Consider the following 18,243-nt stretch of genomic DNA (forward strand, 5'->3'; position numbering starts at 1 on the left):
ATTAAGATGGCAAGTAAAAAAGAGAGTATTCCTGACAAAAGACATTTAAAACGATTTTATTATACGATAGATCAAGCGATAGAAAAGCCCTTTAACTGGAAGCAGATATGGCGTTTACTTGTATATTTAAAACCATACACGAAAACATATTTACTAGGTGCCATTATCGCTATGATTGTATCCACGGCTATTCGCTTAGCAATCCCTATCTTAATTAGTAAGGCTGCGTTTGATATAGCAATCGCGAATAAAGATACGAAACTGTTAATCAATCTCGTTATTATTATAGGGATATTGTACCTTCTAAGCTATATTGCGAACTATTTAAGAATTAAATGGGTGAATTTGCTAGGGCAAAATGTCATATATGATTTAAGACAGCATTTATTCACCCATGTACAGAGCTTATCTAATAATTTCTTTGATAAAAGATCTGCAGGCTCTATCCTAGTTCGTATTATGAATGATACCAATTCCTTACAAGAGTTATTTTCAAACGGTATCATCAATTTATTAATGGATATTGTTACATTACTTGGTATTGTTACCATTCTATTTACCTTAAGTCCTAAATTAGCAGTTGCAGTGATGGTTATTTTGCCGTTAATGTTTTATATTACAACAGTATTAAGAAGAAAGATTCGACGTACGTGGCAGGAAGTTCGTATTCAACAATCACGTATGAATTCACATTTGAATGAAAGCATTCAGGGTATTCGTATCACACAGTCGTTTACACAGGAAAAGGAAAACACTGAGTTCTTTGATGGGTTAAATACGGACACTTATTCTGCATGGATTGATGCAACGAGAAAAAGTGCTATGTTCCGTCCGTTTGTAGAAATGAGTAATGCCATAGGAACAGTAATACTAATTGCCTATGGTGCGCATTTAATTATTTTAGGACCCGATGCAGGTGGTATAGCAGTTGGTACCTTTATAGCCTTTGCCTTCTATCTAGGTATGTTCTGGGATCCTATTTCTCGATTAGGTCAGATGTATAATCAGTTGCTTGTAGCCATGGCTTCATCTGAACGGATTTTCGAGTATTTAGATGAAAAGCCGAATGTTGATGAAGCGGATAACCCTTATGAATTTACTGAAATGAAAGGGCATATTGAATTTGAGAAAGTTCAATTCTCCTATAATAATGACCGGATTGCACTACATGAAGTATCTTTAGAAATGAAGGCAGGTCAGACAATTGCGTTAGTAGGACATACGGGAAGTGGTAAATCAACTATTGCTAATTTAATTAGTAGATTCTATGATCCGACAAAAGGGCAAGTGAAGATTGATGGTCATAACTTACGAGATGTGTCATTAAAGAGCTTGCGTAAACATATTAGTGTAGTTTTACAAGATACTTTTATTTTCTCGGGAACGATTATGGAGAATATTCGTTTCGGCCGACCGGATGCAAGCGATGAGGAGGTATTGGAAGCTGCTAAAGTAGTCGGGGCAGATGATTTTATTAAACGTCTGGCAAAAGGCTACGAAACAGAAGTGGAAGAGCGAGGGAATATTCTTTCTGCCGGAGAAAGACAGTTATTATCATTTGCTCGTGCACTTTTAGCTAATCCTAGTATCATTATTTTAGATGAGGCAACAGCAAGCATCGATACGGAAACAGAGTTAAAAATACAAGCTGCACTACGAACATTATTGCATGGTAGAACAGCGATAATTATTGCTCATAGATTATCAACTATTAGAGAAGCAGATAATATTTATGTATTAGAGCATGGAAAGATTCTAGAGAATGGAAACCATGATGAATTAATGGCGCAAAAAGGAGAGTATTATCATTTAGTACGCTCACAATTTCAAATGCTCGATGCAATGTAAAACAGGAACACGAAGCAATTTTCGATAAGGAAATTGCTTCTTTTTCTTACAATTGTTAAAGTATAATTGATAGAAGGATATTGATGGAGGAACTCTAATGAGAAAAAAGGAATTTGCAGTTATTGGTTTAGGAAGATTCGGGGGGAGTATTTGTCAGGAATTAAGCCGTGAGGGAATGGAAGTATTAGCTATAGATCGTGATGAGGAAAAAGTGAATCAATTTAAGCATATTGCTTCTCACGCAGTGATAGCTGACTCAACCGATGAAACGACATTGAAAGAATTAGGTATTAAAAACATTGACCATGTTATTGTTGCTATTGGTGATAACATCCAAGCTAGTATTTTGACAACCGTAGTATTAGTCGAATTAGGTGTACAGCGAATTACAGTAAAAGCTCAAAATGATTACCATGCCAAAATACTACATAAAATTGGAGCCCATCAAGTAGTACACCCGGAAAGAGACATGGGCCGAAGAATAGCTCATAGTATTATTTCCAATAATATTGTTGATTATCTAGAACTTTCAGATGACCACAGTATTGTCGAGGTAAAAGCAGGCAAGAAAATGACAGGTAAGTCTATTATTGAACTCGATATACGTGCAAAATTCGGGTGTACAGTTGTTGCGATTAAGCAGGGGAGAGATATAAACGTATCGCCAACTCCAGACGATATACTGACAGAAAACGATATATTAGTTGTAGTAGGTGCAGATAAAGACATTGCTAGATTTGAAAGGCAGCTAGTGATAGATGATTAATTTTCGTTTTAATGGAATGGAGTTTGTTCATATTACATAAAAAAGAAAGTCTTCTAAGGAGTCATACCCCTTAGAAGACTTTTTTAAACTTCCATAATAATCGGTAAGATCATTGGACGGCGTTTCGTTTTCTCATATAGGAATGGAGCAATTGTATCTGTAATTTCGTTTTTAATTTCAGACCATTGTGTCGTTTTTCTCTCCATTACTTTATTCAAGTGTGCAGAAACAAGCTTTTGAGCTTGATTAATCATGTCCTCTGATTCACGCATATAAACAAAACCACGAGAAATGATATCAGGTCCTGCAGCAATCTTGAACTCCTTCATGTTAATACTTACGACTACAATAACTAATCCTTCTTCCGATAGAATACGGCGATCACGTAAGACAATATTACCTATGTCACCAATACCGCTTCCGTCTACATATACAGAACCAGAAGGAATCTTTCCGGATACTTGTGCAGTATCTTTACTTAAAGCTAGCACATCACCATTATCCATAACGAAGGAATTTTCTAGATTTACGCCACACATTTCAGCTAATTTAGTGTGCTCCACTAACATACGGTATTCACCGTGAATCGGCATAAAGTACTTCGGCTGCATTAAGCGTAACATTAGCTTTTGTTCTTCTTGGCTTCCGTGTCCAGAAGTGTGAATATCATTTAATTTACCATGAATAACCTCTGCACCGGCACGGTACAACATATTGATGGTCTTGCTAACACTTAATGTATTTCCAGGGATTGGCGAAGAAGAAAATACTACTGTGTCACCAGGGATTATTTGAATTTGTCTATGTGTCCCATTTGCAATTCGAGATAATGCTGCCATCGGCTCGCCTTGAGATCCGGTACAAAGAATGGTTACTTCATTTGCTGGGAGACGATTAATCTCGTTTGCTTCGATAAATGTATCTTTTGGAGCTTGAATATAGCCAAGCTCTTGACCTAACTTAATAGCAGATTCCATACTACGCCCAAATACAGCAACTTTTCGATTATAGCGAACAGCAGCTTCTACCATCTGTTGAAGACGGTAAATATTTGAGGCAAAGGTAGCGAAAATAATTCTTCCAGTTACACGACTGAATATATCGCTAATATTTGCTCCAACTACTTTTTCAGACAAAGTAAAGCCTGGAACTTCACTATTCGTACTATCTGAAAGAAGACAAAGTACACCTTCTTTTCCTATTTCTGCCATTTTTGCTAAGTTTGCAGGTTCCCCAACTGGTGTGAAATCAAACTTAAAGTCACCGGTATGAACGATGTTGCCTGGTGGTGTCTTTACGACTATACCATATGCATCGGGAATACTGTGTGTGGTACGGAAAAAGCTAACAGATGTTTTACGGAATTTAATGATATCATCTTCTTGAATGGTATGTAATTTTGCATTTCTTAATAATCCATGTTCTTCTAATTTATTTCGAATTAAGCCAATCGCCAGCTTACCTGCGTATATAGGAATGTTAATTTCACGCAGTAAATAAGGAATTCCACCAATATGATCTTCATGACCATGTGTTACAATTAAGCCTTTTATTTTATCTTGATTTTGCACTAAATAGGTGTAGTCAGGAATAACATAATCAATACCAAGTAACTCATCTTCAGGGAATTTAATCCCAGCATCAATTAGAATTATTTCATCTTGAAATTGTACTCCGTACGTATTTTTTCCTATTTCACCAAGTCCACCTAGTGCAAATACTGCTGCCTGATCATTTTTTACGAATTTCATTTTTTAAACATTCTCCACTTTAAAATCTTCGGATTGTTTTTCATATGCTAAATGTGCTTCATCTAGTGGGTGGATGAATTCGATATTGTAGTTGCGATTGCTTAATTTTTGTCTTACTTCCTTTTCAGAATCTGCTTCAACATAAAGGCTTTTAGAACGTTCTCGTACTGGTATTTCTTGTCTAGATTCTTGGTATATTACTTTAAAAATCATACTATCTCTCCTGTCTCTCTCTATAACTTTATATTTACCATTCAAAAAATGTAAAGAAGATATCCGTTATTACTAATTAGCTTAAGCTCATTATGTAATTATTTCCGATTAGAATCGGTCCGTTTAATCCATTCATTTTAATATAACGATTGACTTAGAGTCTATCGTACATCCTAACTATATTCCGCATCTTTATAATCCGTTCACACCATGTAACTTAACAAAAAGACAGGTGAATGACTATGTTAGATTTATCATTATCGGTAGATTGGCTATCATTTATACCCTGCCTTTTTTTCTTTATTCTCTAAAAGTTGATGGTACACGTCCTCGGCCTAAAAAATCTTTCCAACGCTTCTTTAGCTTTTCTTTTAGGCGACGTAACATAAGGACATACACTCCTTTCAAAAGATTAAAGAAAAGCAAATATAATTTTCTACCGTCCAATCCCTCTTATTTATAGTATAGTATGGATTTGAAAATATTGAAATAAAAATCAACGATTTACTTTAAAAAACATTTTATTAAGAAAGCTATTTAAACGTTAGTTAGGTACCAAGGTCCAGTTTCTTAACCTTATGTTTCTCGAGAATACCGTTTTCTATGCATTGTATAAAAAAAGGGTCTGACCTTGTGGTCGACCCTTCATAACTAATCGATAGCTTTCGAATTTTCAGGAATTGCAAAAGGATTTTCTTTATCAATATGATCGTAGAACATAATACCATTCAAATGATCAATTTCGTGCTGGAATACAATTGCAGCATAATCCTTCAAACGAAGCTTTACTTGATTACCATTTATATCTGTTGCAGTAACGGTAATACGTGCATAACGTGGAACAAAACCTTCTACATTACGGTCAACAGATAGGCATCCTTCTCCCACCGTTAAATAAGCCTTCTCAACAGAATGACTTACAATTTTAGGGTTAAATAAACCGTAGCTATATTGATCGCCATTACCATCCTCGAAATGCACAGCCATCATCCTTTTGTTAATTCCTAATTGTGGTGCTGCAAGCCCTACACCAGGTCTCAAATTATATCGTGCACAGATTTTTTCATCTTGACTATTTTGTAAAAACTCAAGCATTTCTTTTAGTAAGGAAACTTCTTCCTCGGAAGGTGGAAGTGGTACTTCATTTGCAACTTCCCTTAATGAAGGGTGCCCCTCACGTACAATATCATTCATAGTTAGCATTTTGATTCACTCCAACTCTATAATGGTCCTATATTTATCATATTATAGTCAATTAAATAGTTTATCATATAATTAGTTTAGAAGGCATATTTTTACTTATAGAAGACAAGTAATAATTAATAAATGCTTTAATGATAATTTATGATATACTATTTAACAGTTCGACACAGAGTAGTTATTATACGAGAAGTTTTTGAGGGGGATAAGAAAACGTGAGATATAATCACTTAATACTAGTTATTATGTTAGGTATGGTTTTCCTATTAGCTGGGTGTGGAAATAGTCCGGAAACGCAAATATATAATCATTTGGAAGAGGCAGTTAAATTAGAAGAGGGTTTTCAGGAGCAACAAGATGAAATTACGAAGCTAGAGCAGGAAGAACAAGAATTATATAAACAAATCATTGAGCTAGGAATTGAAGAACTAGATCAAATAAAAGAATTCGCGGAAAGAGCGCTTGAGTCCATTGAGAAGAGAGACGAAAGAATAAGCTTGGAGAAAGAAAGCCTAGATGCTTCTCGCGCAGAATTCGAACAGTCTAAAGAGTTGATTGGCGAAATAAAGGATGAGGAAGTTAAAGAGAAGGCGTTAACGATGTATGACACCATGATTAATCGTTTTGATGCTTATGATATTCTAAACAAGACATATAATGAGTCCTTAGAGCTTGAAAAGCAATTATATGAGATGCTACAACGTGAGGATTTAGAGCAAGAAGCGTTGCAAGAACAAGTTGAGAAGGTTAATTTAAAGTATCAAGAAGTAATTGAAGCGAATAGCCTTTTTAATGACTATACTTCTGAATATAATGAATTAAAAAAGAACTTCTATGAAGTAGCTGAGATTAATGTGAAATATATTGATTAACGAAGCCTAACTTGTAAGAGAGCTTCCCTAGCATATTAGGGAGGCTCTTTTTTGTTTCAAAATGTAACAGAATTAAATTGTAACTATAACAGATTAGGGCAGTGTCCAAGAAACTGTCTTAATGAAGATGTGAAAATATAAAACAAAGTAGTTGACCTAAAGGGATTATATACGCTAAACTTTACATGTATTAAAAATTGTACCAGTATTTTTTGCGGAATTTATGTAACAGTTTTGGCTGTTTCTCCACTTATGATTACAACCGATTTGCATGTAGGCATAAATATGAGCAAATAGGTACAGGTTTTCCAAGTTTTTGGGAAGGATAGTAAAGATAAATTTATAAGGATACATGAAAGGAAGAGGTGAACTATTTTGAAACACGTTTTAGAGAGTGTTGAAAGTCAGTTCGAAATGTTCCAGATTCTTAATGAAGATGGGAAAATTGTCAATAAGGATGACATGCCGGATTTATCAGATGATGAATTAAAAGAGCTTATGAGAAGAATGGTTTATACTCGTATTTTAGACCAACGTTCGATCGCGCTTAACCGTCAAGGACGTTTAGGCTTCTATGCTCCTACTGCAGGTCAAGAAGCTTCACAATTAGGTAGTCATTTTGCACTAGAAAAAGATGACTTTATTTTACCAGGGTATCGTGATGTGCCTCAGTTGATTTGGCATGGCTTACCACTATATCAAGCGTTCTTATTCTCTAAAGGACACTTCCATGGAAACCAAATGCCTGAGGGAGTTCATGCATTACCTCCACAAATCATCATTGGTGCTCAATATGTGCAAGCTGCTGGTGTTGGTTTAGGTCTTAAAATGAGAGGTAAAAAAGCTGTAGCAATTACTTATACTGGTGATGGTGGTACATCACAAGGTGACTTCTACGAGGGTATGAACTTCGCTGGAGCATATGGAGCTAATAATATCTTTATTGTACAAAACAATGGTTTTGCCATTTCTGTACCTAGAGATAAACAAACTGCTGCTAAAACATTAGCACAAAAGGCTATTGCAGCTGGTATTGAAGGTATTCAAGTAGATGGTATGGACGTTCTTGCTGTATATGCAGCGACAAAACATGCTCGTGAACGTGCAATTGCTGGAGAAGGCCCAATGTTAATTGAAACAATGACATACCGCTATGGTCCTCATACAATGGCTGGCGATGATCCAACACGTTACCGTTCTGCAGATCTTGATTCTGAATGGGAGAAAAAAGATCCATTAGTACGCTTCCGTAAATTCCTGGAAGGTAAGAAATTATGGTCTGAGGAAGAGGAAAATCAAGTAATTGAACAAGCAAAAGAAGATATTAAAGAAGCTATTAAAAAAGCTGACCAATATCCTAAACAAAAAGTTACTGATTTTATTTCTAATATGTTCGAGAAACTTCCAAATAATTTAGTAGAACAAATGGAAGAGTATAAAGCAAAGGAGTCGAAGTAAAAAATGGCACAAATGACAATGATTCAAGCAATCACTGATGCACTACGCGTAGAATTGAAAAATGATGAAAACGTGTTAGTGTTTGGTGAAGATGTCGGCCAAAATGGTGGGGTATTCCGTGCTACAGAAGGCCTTCAAAAAGAATTCGGGGAAGATCGTGTATTTGATACGCCATTAGCTGAATCTGGAATTGGTGGTCTTGCAATTGGTCTAGCATTGCAAGGATATCGCCCAGTACCGGAAATTCAATTCTTCGGCTTTGTGTATGAAGTAATTGATTCTATTAGTGGTCAAATGGCACGTATGCGTTATCGTTCTGGTGGTACTCATACTGCACCTATTACTGTTCGTTCACCATTTGGTGGTGGAGTACACACTCCAGAATTACATGCTGATTCATTAGAAGGATTAATGGCACAACAACCTGGTTTGAAAGTAGTTATTCCATCTACTCCATACGATGCAAAAGGACTATTAATTTCAGCTATTCGTGATAATGATCCTGTAATCTACCTAGAACACATGAAATTATACCGCTCTTTCCGTGGTGAAGTTCCTGAAGGTGAATATACAATAGAGCTTGGAAAAGCAGATGTAAAACGTGAAGGAAAAGACGTAACAATTGTAACTTACGGTGCAATGGTACATGCTTCTCTAAAAGCTGCAGAAGAGCTTGAGAAGAATGGAATTGATGTTGAAGTAATCGACTTACGTACGGTTTCTCCAATTGACATAGATACTATATTAGAATCAGTTAAGAAAACCAATCGTGTAGTTGTGGTTCAAGAAGCTCAGCGTCAAGCTGGTATTGCTGCAAATGTTGTTGCTGAGATTCAAGAAAGAGCAATTTTACATTTAGAAGCTCCAGTATTGCGTGTTACTGCACCTGATACGGTATACCCATTCTCAGAAGCAGAAGAAGTTTGGTTACCAAATTACAACGACATCATTGAAAAAGTAAACACAGTAGTGAATTTCTAAAAGTAAAAGGAGGCTATTTAAATGGCTTTTGAATTTAAATTACCGGATATTGGTGAAGGAATCCACGAAGGTGAGATTGTTTCATGGATGGTAAAAGAAGGCGACGAAGTTAAAGAAGATGACATTCTTTGTGAAGTACAAAACGATAAAGCTGTAGTAGAAATCCCTTCTCCAGTAGAAGGTACGGTAACAAAGATTTTTGTACAAGAAGGAGAAGTAGCTATCGTAGGTGATACACTTATTTCCTTTGATGCAGAAGGCTATGAAGATGCTGGAAGTGAAGAACCAGCTGAAGCTGTTGTTGAAGAAGCGAAAACAGAATCACCAAAAATGGAAGTTTCTCCAAATAACGCGCAAGCAGAAACTGTTGTAGATGAAACAAAGCGTGTAATTGCGATGCCTTCTGTACGTAAATATGCTCGTGAAAACAACGTTAATATCAAACAAGTAACAGGCTCTGGAAATAATGGCCGTATTACAAAAGAAGATATTGATAATTTCTTAACAGGTGGCACATCTCAAGCTCAAGGTACGGAAGCTACTGCTACAGAAACAGCACCAGCTGAAGAAAAATCTGCTAAAGCACCTGTACTAGAAGGTGACTTCCCAGAAACTCGTGAGAAAATGAGTCCAATTCGTAAAGCAATTGCGAAAGCGATGGTTAATTCGAAGACGAAAGCACCTCACGTAACGTTAATGGACGAAGTAGATGTTACAGAACTAGTTGCACATCGTAAGAAATTTAAACAAGCAGCAATTGATCAAGGCATTAAGCTTACGTACTTACCATACGTAGTAAAAGCTCTAGTTTCAGCTTTAAAACAATATCCTATTTTAAACGCATCTATCGATGATGCTACAGAAGAAATTGTTCAAAAACATTACTACAATGTTGGAATCGCTGCAGATACAGATAAAGGATTATTAGTTCCTGTAGTTAAAAATGCTGATCGTAAATCTATTTTCGCCATTTCTGCTGAAATTAATGAATTGGCAGAAAAAGCTAGAAGTGGTAAACTAGCACCAGATGAGATGAAAGGCGCTTCAAGTACTATTTCTAACATTGGTTCTGCTGGTGGTCAATGGTTTACTCCAGTTATCAACTATCCAGAAGCAGCTATTCTAGGTATTGGCCGAATTGCTGAGAAACCAATTGTTCGTGACGGAGAAGTAGTAATTGCTCCAGTACTTGCAGTTTCCTTGAGCTTTGACCACCGTATTGTTGATGGTGCAACTGCTCAAATGGCCTTAAATCAAATCAAGCGATTATTAAATGATCCACAATTAATCATGATGGAGGCGTAAGGATTATGGTAGTAGGAGATTTTCCAATTGAATTAGACACTCTAGTTGTCGGAGCTGGTCCTGGGGGATATGTTGCTGCAATTCGTGCTGCACAATTAGGTCAAAAAGTTACAATCGTAGATAAAGGCGCTCTTGGTGGCGTATGTCTAAATGTTGGTTGTATTCCTTCAAAAGCACTAATTGAAGCTGGTCATTCTGTTGTTCATGCAAAAGGTAATGAAGATTTAGGTATTAAATCTGAAAATGTTACATTTGATTTTGCGAAGGTACAAGAGTGGAAAGCATCTGTAGTTAATAAGCTTACATCTGGTGTAGAAGGTTTATTAAAAGGTAATAAAGTTGATATCATTAAAGGCGAAGTTTACTTTGTAGATAAAAATACAGTTAAAGTAATGGATGAAAAAACATCTCAAACATATACATTCAAAAACTGTATTATTGCAACAGGTTCATCACCTATTGAAATTCCGACATTCAAATTCTCAGAACGTGTACTTGATTCAACAGGTGCATTAAATCTTAAAGAAGTACCGAAGAAAATGGTAGTAATTGGTGCAGGATATGTCGGCAGTGAGCTTGGATCCGCTTATGCAAATTTCGGAACAGAAGTTGTCTTCCTTGAAGGTGCAAAAGATATTCTGAGCGGATTTGAAAAACAAATGACTGCTCTTGTTAAGAAACGTCTTAAAAATAAAGGTGCAACAATTGTTACAGAAGCAATGGCTAAAGGTGTTGAAGAAACAAAAGATGGCGTGAAAGTAACATACGAAGTTGGCGGAAAAGAGGAAGTTGTTGAAGCTGATTATGTACTAGTTACTGTTGGTCGTCGTCCAAACACTAGTGAAATTGGTCTTGAACAAGTTGGTATTGAATTAGACGAAAGAGGTCTAGTAAAAGTAGATAAGCAATGTCGTACAAATGTAGAAAACATTTATGCAATTGGGGATATTGTTCCTGGAGCGCCACTTGCTCATAAAGCTTCTTATGAAGGTAAAGTTGCTGCTGAAGCAATCAGCGGTGAAAAATCTGAGATTGACTATATCGGTATGCCTGCCGTAGCATTTGTTGAGCCTGAGCTTGCATCAGTAGGGTTAACGGAAGCAGAAGCGAAGGAACAAGGCTACAATGTAAAAGTAGCTAAATTCCCATTCGGTGCTAATGGTCGTGCATTATCATTAAATAATACAGATGGCTTCTTGAAATTAGTTACACGTAAAGAAGATGGTCTAGTTCTAGGTGGTCAAATCGCTGGCCCTAATGCAAGTGATATGATTTCTGAAATTGGATTAGCTGTAGAAGCAGGGATGACTGCTGAAGATATTGCATTAACTATTCATGCTCACCCAACACTTGGTGAGATTACGATGGAAGCAGCTGAAGTTGCACTCGGAACACCTATTCATATGCTTTAATTTTAAAGTAAAGAGTGATGTTTGGTTCTTGACGAACCGACATCACTCTTTTTATTGAACGATAATCTTCGTTTATTCATACAAAAGGATAAGGCTAATTAACCTAATCAGATACTTAGGCAATTTATGGCATAATAGTGAATTAACCTTTTCTTCTCATTTCGATTTCTTTTATTTCTTGTCTAAAAGACTTTATCAGTGAAACTACAATTAAAAGTAATATAATACTAAATGGGAAGGCAGCAATGATAGAAGCAGTTTGCAGTGCACTTAACCCACCTTGCCATAATAATACCGCGGCAGCACCAGACTGTATAATTCCCCAAATCAGCTTAACAGAATTGGGTGGATCTAGTCTTCCTCCAGTTGTTTGCATCCCTAATACAAATGTCGCTGAATCTGCTGATGTAATAAAGAAGGTACCAATTAACAAGATAGCTAAAAGTGACATGATGGTGGATAATGGGAAATGTTCAAGTACGGCAAACAGGACAGTTTCTTCACCAAGTTCACCTACATAATGAAAAATATCTAGTCCTTCAAAGAATTCTAAATGTATTGCCGAACCACCGAAAACGGTAAACCAAAGCGCGCTAAAAATAGTAGGGACAAGTAAAACACCAAGTATAAATTCCCGAATGGTTCTTCCTCTTGACACTCTAGCGATAAATGTCCCGACAAATGGTGCCCAAGCAATCCACCATGCCCAGTAAAAAATAGTCCAGTCTTTGATCCATGAAGTATTATCTTCGTTAAAAGGTGTCATACGTAGGCTCATACTTGGCAAATTTTGAATGTAATTCCCGATGGATGTAGTAAAGTAATTTAACATAAACGTGGTAGGTCCTAAAAATAACAGGAATATCATTAAAGCTACTGCAAGGACAATATTAGAGTTAGACAAATATTTCATTCCTTTATTCAAACCAGCAGATACAGAGAGCATATACAAAATTGTCACAATTAAGATAATCAGCATTTGAAACAAGAAAGTTTGGTCGATTCCGAAGACAAATGATAACCCACCACTAATTTGTATCGCACCAAATCCAAGGGAGGTTGCAACACCAAATACAGTAGCAAATACCACAATAAAGTCTATTATACTTCCCCATACTTCTTTTCCTTTTAAACCAAACAAGGGAACTAATATATCACTAACTAATCCTGTTGAATGTTTTCTGAACTTAAAATATGCTAAAGCAAGTGCTATAGTGGCATATATAGCCCAAGGATGGAATCCCCAATGAAAAAGGCTATATTGAATAGCGGCTTTTGCTGCATCACTCGTCATGGAATCGCCATAGGGTGGATTATGAAAATGTGACAATGGTTCTGCCGCCCCCCAAAAGACTAATCCAATCCCCATTCCTGCACTAAACAACATGGCAAACCATGTCAAATAGGAGTATTCCGGCTTATCGTTTGGTCTACCTAATTTAATTCCACCATATTTAGAGAATATAAGAAATAGGCAAAATAAGAGAAAACATGATGCACTGATTAAATAAAACCAACCAAATTTGTCCACAATATACGTTTGAATGGTTGAAGTAACTGCTTCTAGGTTTCCATTGGGTAATACACTATCCGGAATGATGCCCCAAATAATGAATAACAGACTAATGATTACTGAAATATAAAAAACTTTCGTTACCTTATTCATATTAAATCATTCCTATCTGATTCTTTAATTCGTAGTGTCTATATTACTATCCCCAACTATTAGGAGAACTTTCGCAAAAATAAAGAGGTTGTCTTCTTTTTTTTCATCGATTAAACTGAGTATATTAGGAGTAAATCATCAGGAGGGTGTTACATGAGATTAGCAGTTTTCGTTTTTTCAACACTAGTTATTTTATTTTTATCTGCCTGTAGCCCCGGGCTCGAACAAATTGAAGGAAGCAAGTCAGATGATTTAGTAGGACAAACCAATCAAAAGTCTGAAAATCAAGTAAGTGGAATGGAAGAGGAAGAGGCATCTAACGGTATAACTAAGGTTAAGGAAGAGGAATCTAATCAAGAGTACGAGGAAAATACAGAAGAAATTAAACCACAATATCGTGTTTCTGAAGATTGGTCCGTTGTCCCAATAGAAGATGGAACCAATGAGAAAGTTGTGTTACTTACCATTGATGATGCTCCTGAGAAGTATGCCTTACAAATGGCAAAAACGTTACAGGAATTAGATGCTGGTGCGATATTTTTTGTCAATGGACATTTTATAGACACACCTCAAGAAGCAGAAGTATTAAAGGAAATTCACAATATGGGCTTTACCATAGGGAATCACACGTATTCCCATGTCAATCTTGAAAGCATAGTACATGATCCTGAAAAACAACGTGAGGAAATAGTTCTCTTGAATGATAAGATTGAAGAGATTATTGGAGAAAGACCTAAATTTTTCCGTGCACCTCATGGTATCAATACAGAAGACTCGAAAAAAATAGCGAAAGAAGAAAAAATGATTTTAATGAACTGGTCTTATGGCTATGATTACTTTACTCCTTATATGAATAAGGACAAGCTAGTAGAAGCTATGGTAACAGGGGAAGGGCCAGAGGTAGATGTTCCATACTCTTTACTAAAGCCAGGAGCTAACCTTTTAATGCATGATCGCGAATGGACGAATGAGGCGTTAAGGGATATTGTCGAAGGACTTAGAGAACAGGGATATGAGATTGTTGACCCTGATTTAATCGAGACGATAGAGTGAACGTAGGAAATGTTACCAGTGAAAATTATCGCTGGTACTTTTTTTGTTGATTGTGTTATACTAAATGTAATTTGTAATCTAATTGGTGCATACTATAGAATAAAGTGTTATACAAAAGGGGAGCTGGTTTTAAATGGGTACAATCGTTTGTCAACAATGCCAGGTTACTATTGAGCATTATGAAAATGAAAAGGTGGCAATATTGTATGGCACTTGCCCAAAATGTAAATCGAAGTAATGAATGCTTTAGATAATTAAAAACAGCGTAATACCATCCTCTTTCAAGTTGCATAGCCATGCAACTTTTTTTATATTACTTAAAAAGCATGGTAAGATGGATAAAGAACTATGGAATGGAGGGAATAGGATGAAATGGTCTACTAGAATTACAGAATTATTCCATATAGAATATCCAATTATCCAAGGTGGGCTTGCATATTTAGCATACGCAGATTTAGCTGCTGCTGTTTCCAATGCTGGTGCACTAGGACAAATTACTGCTATGAGTTTGCCTGGACCTGAAGAATTAAGAAGTGAAATTATACGAGTGAAAGAACTTACCGATAAACCCTTTGGTGTAAACTTTGCTATCGGGCAACATAATCGACCATATGAAGACATGGTGCAGGTGGCTATCGAGGAGAAAGTTCCGGTTGTTTCAGTGACAGGTGGTAATCCAAAAGGTGTTTTAGACATGGTGAAGGAACATCCCATCAAGACATTAGTCTTAGTAGCTGCGAAAAGACAAGCACAGAAAGCAGAGCAACTGGGAGCAGACGCTGTTATTGTTGTAGGACATGAAGGTGGTGGTCACCTAGGGAGAGCGGATACGAGTACTTTTGTATTAACACCGGATGTAGCTGATAATGTATCCATACCAGTCATCGCTTCCGGTGGTATTATAGATGGAAGGGGATTGATGGCTAGTCTTGCATTAGGTGCAGAAGGTATAGAGATGGGGACACGATTTATTGCAACGAAAGAATGTATTCATGCTCATCCAGTGTACAAACAGGCAATAATAGAAGCAGATGAAAATTCGACTGTTGTAATTAAACGTTCGTTAGGGACTCCAGCTCGGGTTTTAAAAAATTCCTGGACAGATAAAATATTGGAATTAGAAGAAAAAGAAGTTGGATATGATGGGTTAAAAGATTACATAAGTGGAGTAGCGAATAGGAATTATATTTATAAAGGCGAAACAGATAACGGGTTTGGTTGGGCAGGACAGGGGGTAGCTGGAATAGATGATATACCTTCTGTAAGAGAACTAATCGAAAGAATGATTGCTGAAGCGGAAGGAATACGCAAGAAGTGGAAGGAATGAGGTGAAGGAAAAGGATGAATTACACATACCCTTTTGATACAAGTTGGTCAAAAGAAGAAATAATTGATGTTGTCCAATTTTTTTCATTAATAGAGAGAGCTTATGAAAAAGGGATCGACCGGGATATTTTGCTTGCTGGCTATCGAAAGTTTAAGCATATTGTACCGGCAAAAAGTGAAGAAAAACGATACTTTCAAGAGTTTGAAAAAGACTCTGGTTATTCTTGTTACCAAGTCGTTAAAATGGCAAGAGATAGTGAGAGTGGACTAATTAAAATGAGATGAAAAAAAGGGAAGTTCCAAAAGTATGTGGAATTTCCCTTTTGCTATTATGATTGAAGTGCCATTCGGTAAAATGGAATTAACTGTTCATAGGTGTCCTTAATAAACTGAACTAATTCTTCTCCATTAGATACAACAGGATTGCTAGAAGAAAGATGTTTCCCAATAAGAAATTCAGCTTTTTTTACATCACGGAATCGTTCTACATGTTTAGCTTCTAGCTCTTGAATAGATAAAGAATCTTTTTTCATATGATCTAACGAAATAACAAAGTCTCCAGATAATTGCTTTATTTGATCAAAATTAGCTAAGTAAGCTTTGGCGATTTCACTCTTATTTTCTAATTCATAAATGCAAGCCATCCAAATAAACAAATGATCATCAAATAATCCAACCTGGAAATGCGGATGTTTTTTATACCCTCTATTATTATGAGAAATGGCTAACCAAGTATCCTTTGGCGGGTTTACTGTTCTTCTAGCATGCTTTGCAATATGGAGATAAACTTCATTTCCTAATTGAGTAGAAAGATATTCTACCAACTCCTGTCCAATTTCCTTGAACTTTGGTTGGATCCGAGTTTGTATTGCTTCCATTCTTGCATCTAATCCATCTATATGAAATGTGTCAAAATCACTTTTGACAAATCCTTTAATACTCATGAAAAACACCTTTCCTATTTATTTATAGTTATTATTATGAACAACTGAATATAAACTAGTCAAGTGATTAAATCGTTATAGTACGATTTGGACAGTTATAAATATGAACGAATTGAACCAAAAGTCATATATATAAAGAAACAAACAGATTGTTCACGAAAACTTGGACAACACAGGTTATTTACCTAGGAATTCGATTGAAGGGATGTGTAGGCTGTTGAAATATATATTAGAAGAAGTTAGAAGATTGGAAGAGAAGGAAAAGATTCCTATTATTAAAATGGAGATTGATTATGAATTATTAACGCTTTATGATGCTTTACAAGAAAATGATAAAGTTCAGATTATAAAATCGAAAGAAAGACTAAAGCAGTTACGCGAAAATCTATTAGAGCTCTTAGATAAATAACCTCCTTTACTCAAGGGAAGAAGCGCACAGCTTCTACTTCCTTGAGTGTTTTTTGGCAGATTGACTGTAAACAATTACTCACTTGAGCGAAGAGATACTTATCGATTAGTTATTGAATAAGTAATTATAGGTTTATTCTAGAAAGGTTAATGAAAAAGCCCTCAAGTATGACTAGCTTTTAAAATTCTGATACTATAAATAGGAGTAGACATATTGGAGGCTATACATATGGATAATTTAATACGTGAAGAGATATTTCATTATGCTAAGGAATGGGTATTGGAAGCCGGAAATATAATACGGAATACAATAGATGACCCTTTAGAAATTGGTACAAAATCAAATCCAAATGATTTAGTAACTACGATGGATAAAAACACGGAGAAGTTCTTTGTAGAAAAAATTAAAACAACATTTCCAGATCATTTATTACTTTCCGAGGAAGGGTTTGGAGATGAGATTGATTCTCTAGATGGGACGGTTTGGATTATCGATCCTATTGATGGAACAATGAATTTTGTTCAGCAAAAACGAAACTTTGCCATATCGGTTGGGATTTATCAGGATGGCGTAGGGGAAATTGGTCTTATTTATAACGTGATGGAGGATGAATTATACACTGCTTTACGGGGGGAAGGAGCATTTAAGGGTGAGAAAAAGCTTTCGCCACTCAAAGAAGGAATGATTCTAGAAGAGTCTGTTATTGGATTAAATCATTTATGGCTTTGTGAGAACCGATTAGTTGATGAAAAAGTAATGCAGCAATTGGTGAAAACTGCACGTGGGACGAGAACATATGGCTCTGCAGCCTTAGAATTTGCTTATGTTGCAGAAGGAATATTAGAAGGTTATTTAACAATGGGCTTATCACCATGGGATATTGCTGCTGGAATGATAATTGTAAATGAAGTTGGTGGTGTAACAACGAATATTGATGGGGATCCGATTAATATGGTAGGAAGAAACGCTGTCTTTGTCGGTCATCCGGATGTTCATAACCGTATCATTAAAGATTTTATTGCAAAAGGAAGAAAGTGAC

18 protein-coding genes are annotated in these 18,243 nt (G+C 36.1%); 13 read left to right on the top strand and 5 right to left on the bottom strand.

Translation table 11 applies throughout. The features are described from left to right. Positions 1-6: 6 nt before the first annotated feature. Positions 7-1,848, top strand: coding sequence for an ABC transporter ATP-binding protein (locus ACSKT4_RS01215; protein ID WP_211741548.1), 1,842 nt, complete (start codon positions 7-9; stop codon positions 1,846-1,848). Between the two features lie 97 nt (positions 1,849-1,945). Beyond that, positions 1,946-2,614 carry a potassium channel family protein gene (locus ACSKT4_RS01220; protein ID WP_186868534.1) on the top strand — a complete coding sequence of 223 codons (669 nt, stop codon included), beginning with the start codon at positions 1,946-1,948 and terminating at the stop codon, positions 2,612-2,614. Positions 2,615-2,697: 83 nt separating this feature from the next. Here the strand turns inward: ACSKT4_RS01220 and rnjA are convergent, their stop codons facing one another. From rnjA to def, 3 genes are all read right to left on the bottom strand, one after another. After that, complete coding sequence (rnjA, locus tag ACSKT4_RS01225) at positions 2,698-4,365, bottom strand: ribonuclease J1 (protein ID WP_186868535.1); 1,668 nt, start codon at positions 4,363-4,365, stop codon at positions 2,698-2,700. Positions 4,366-4,368: 3 nt separating this feature from the next. After that, on the bottom strand, positions 4,369-4,578 hold the full coding sequence (locus tag ACSKT4_RS01230; RefSeq protein ID WP_186868536.1) for a DNA-dependent RNA polymerase subunit epsilon: 210 nt from the start codon (positions 4,576-4,578) through the stop codon (positions 4,369-4,371). Between the two features lie 651 nt (positions 4,579-5,229). Further along, the gene (gene def / locus ACSKT4_RS01235) at positions 5,230-5,781 is read right to left on the bottom strand and encodes a peptide deformylase (RefSeq protein WP_186868537.1); all 552 of its coding nucleotides are present in this window, start codon (positions 5,779-5,781) and stop codon (positions 5,230-5,232) included. 212 nt (positions 5,782-5,993) lie between these two features. On the opposite strand from def, the gene ACSKT4_RS01240 reads away from it, so the two are divergent. From ACSKT4_RS01240 to lpdA, 5 genes are all read left to right on the top strand, one after another. Then, complete coding sequence (locus ACSKT4_RS01240; protein WP_343221435.1) at positions 5,994-6,650, top strand: YkyA family protein; 657 nt, start codon at positions 5,994-5,996, stop codon at positions 6,648-6,650. A gap of 414 nt (positions 6,651-7,064) precedes the next feature. Beyond that, positions 7,065-8,108: a pyruvate dehydrogenase (acetyl-transferring) E1 component subunit alpha gene (pdhA, locus tag ACSKT4_RS01245; protein WP_186868815.1), complete on the top strand. Its 1,044-nt coding sequence runs from the start codon at positions 7,065-7,067 to the stop codon at positions 8,106-8,108. 3 nt (positions 8,109-8,111) lie between these two features. Further along, positions 8,112-9,089, top strand: a complete 978-nt coding sequence (locus ACSKT4_RS01250) for an alpha-ketoacid dehydrogenase subunit beta (RefSeq protein WP_186868538.1) — start codon at positions 8,112-8,114, stop codon at positions 9,087-9,089. 21 nt (positions 9,090-9,110) lie between these two features. Beyond that, on the top strand, positions 9,111-10,394 hold the full coding sequence (locus ACSKT4_RS01255) for a dihydrolipoamide acetyltransferase family protein (protein ID WP_186868539.1): 1,284 nt from the start codon (positions 9,111-9,113) through the stop codon (positions 10,392-10,394). A 5-nt stretch (positions 10,395-10,399) separates the two neighbouring features. Continuing rightward, positions 10,400-11,806: a dihydrolipoyl dehydrogenase gene (gene lpdA, locus ACSKT4_RS01260; RefSeq protein ID WP_186868540.1), complete on the top strand. Its 1,407-nt coding sequence runs from the start codon at positions 10,400-10,402 to the stop codon at positions 11,804-11,806. 142 nt (positions 11,807-11,948) lie between these two features. Here lpdA and ACSKT4_RS01265 read toward each other — a convergent pair whose 3' ends face one another. Beyond that, positions 11,949-13,472 carry a glycine betaine uptake BCCT transporter gene (locus tag ACSKT4_RS01265; RefSeq protein ID WP_465822689.1) on the bottom strand — a complete coding sequence of 508 codons (1,524 nt, stop codon included), beginning with the start codon at positions 13,470-13,472 and terminating at the stop codon, positions 11,949-11,951. Positions 13,473-13,625: 153 nt separating this feature from the next. Here ACSKT4_RS01265 and ACSKT4_RS01270 point away from each other — a divergent pair, with 153 nt between their 5' ends. The 4 genes from ACSKT4_RS01270 (at position 13,626) to ACSKT4_RS01285 (ending at position 16,136) form a co-directional block, all read left to right on the top strand. Then, positions 13,626-14,525, top strand: coding sequence for a polysaccharide deacetylase family protein (locus ACSKT4_RS01270; protein ID WP_465822690.1), 900 nt, complete (start codon positions 13,626-13,628; stop codon positions 14,523-14,525). Between the two features lie 133 nt (positions 14,526-14,658). Next, positions 14,659-14,763, top strand: coding sequence for a GapA-binding peptide SR1P (locus tag ACSKT4_RS01275; protein WP_211741546.1), 105 nt, complete (start codon positions 14,659-14,661; stop codon positions 14,761-14,763). Positions 14,764-14,892: 129 nt separating this feature from the next. Then, the gene (locus ACSKT4_RS01280) at positions 14,893-15,852 is read left to right on the top strand and encodes an NAD(P)H-dependent flavin oxidoreductase (protein ID WP_465822693.1); all 960 of its coding nucleotides are present in this window, start codon (positions 14,893-14,895) and stop codon (positions 15,850-15,852) included. Between the two features lie 14 nt (positions 15,853-15,866). Next, entirely contained in the window at positions 15,867-16,136 is a 270-nt protein-coding gene (locus ACSKT4_RS01285) for a UPF0223 family protein (protein ID WP_186868545.1), read from the top strand. A gap of 44 nt (positions 16,137-16,180) precedes the next feature. Here ACSKT4_RS01285 and ACSKT4_RS01290 read toward each other — a convergent pair whose 3' ends face one another. After that, positions 16,181-16,795, bottom strand: coding sequence for a YktB family protein (locus ACSKT4_RS01290; RefSeq protein ID WP_186868546.1), 615 nt, complete (start codon positions 16,793-16,795; stop codon positions 16,181-16,183). Positions 16,796-17,012: 217 nt separating this feature from the next. On the opposite strand from ACSKT4_RS01290, the gene ACSKT4_RS01295 reads away from it, so the two are divergent. Together ACSKT4_RS01295 and ACSKT4_RS01300 are read left to right on the top strand one after the other, a co-directional pair. Beyond that, a complete protein-coding gene (locus ACSKT4_RS01295) occupies positions 17,013-17,204 on the top strand; it encodes a hypothetical protein (RefSeq protein WP_186868547.1) in 192 nt (63 codons plus the stop codon). Between the two features lie 228 nt (positions 17,205-17,432). Beyond that, complete coding sequence (locus tag ACSKT4_RS01300; RefSeq protein ID WP_186868548.1) at positions 17,433-18,242, top strand: inositol monophosphatase family protein; 810 nt, start codon at positions 17,433-17,435, stop codon at positions 18,240-18,242. The last annotated feature ends 1 nt before the right edge of the window (position 18,243 follow it).

This window comes from Ornithinibacillus liuyingii (assembly GCF_055550225.1).

Coding starts and splice junctions, on each gene's coding strand:
- ACSKT4_RS01215 (WP_211741548.1), top strand. CDS start 7: ATGGCAAGTAAAAAAGAGAGTATTCCTGACAAAAGACATTTAAAACGA.
- ACSKT4_RS01220 (WP_186868534.1), top strand. CDS start 1,946: ATGAGAAAAAAGGAATTTGCAGTTATTGGTTTAGGAAGATTCGGGGGG.
- rnjA (WP_186868535.1), bottom strand. CDS start 4,365: ATGAAATTCGTAAAAAATGATCAGGCAGCAGTATTTGCACTAGGTGGA.
- ACSKT4_RS01230 (WP_186868536.1), bottom strand. CDS start 4,578: ATGATTTTTAAAGTAATATACCAAGAATCTAGACAAGAAATACCAGTA.
- def (WP_186868537.1), bottom strand. CDS start 5,781: ATGCTAACTATGAATGATATTGTACGTGAGGGGCACCCTTCATTAAGG.
- pdhA (WP_186868815.1), top strand. CDS start 7,065: ATGTTCCAGATTCTTAATGAAGATGGGAAAATTGTCAATAAGGATGAC.
- ACSKT4_RS01250 (WP_186868538.1), top strand. CDS start 8,112: ATGGCACAAATGACAATGATTCAAGCAATCACTGATGCACTACGCGTA.
- ACSKT4_RS01255 (WP_186868539.1), top strand. CDS start 9,111: ATGGCTTTTGAATTTAAATTACCGGATATTGGTGAAGGAATCCACGAA.
- lpdA (WP_186868540.1), top strand. CDS start 10,400: ATGGTAGTAGGAGATTTTCCAATTGAATTAGACACTCTAGTTGTCGGA.
- ACSKT4_RS01265 (WP_465822689.1), bottom strand. CDS start 13,472: ATGAATAAGGTAACGAAAGTTTTTTATATTTCAGTAATCATTAGTCTG.
- ACSKT4_RS01270 (WP_465822690.1), top strand. CDS start 13,626: ATGAGATTAGCAGTTTTCGTTTTTTCAACACTAGTTATTTTATTTTTA.
- ACSKT4_RS01275 (WP_211741546.1), top strand. CDS start 14,659: ATGGGTACAATCGTTTGTCAACAATGCCAGGTTACTATTGAGCATTAT.
- ACSKT4_RS01280 (WP_465822693.1), top strand. CDS start 14,893: ATGAAATGGTCTACTAGAATTACAGAATTATTCCATATAGAATATCCA.
- ACSKT4_RS01285 (WP_186868545.1), top strand. CDS start 15,867: ATGAATTACACATACCCTTTTGATACAAGTTGGTCAAAAGAAGAAATA.
- ACSKT4_RS01290 (WP_186868546.1), bottom strand. CDS start 16,795: ATGAGTATTAAAGGATTTGTCAAAAGTGATTTTGACACATTTCATATA.
- ACSKT4_RS01300 (WP_186868548.1), top strand. CDS start 17,433: ATGGATAATTTAATACGTGAAGAGATATTTCATTATGCTAAGGAATGG.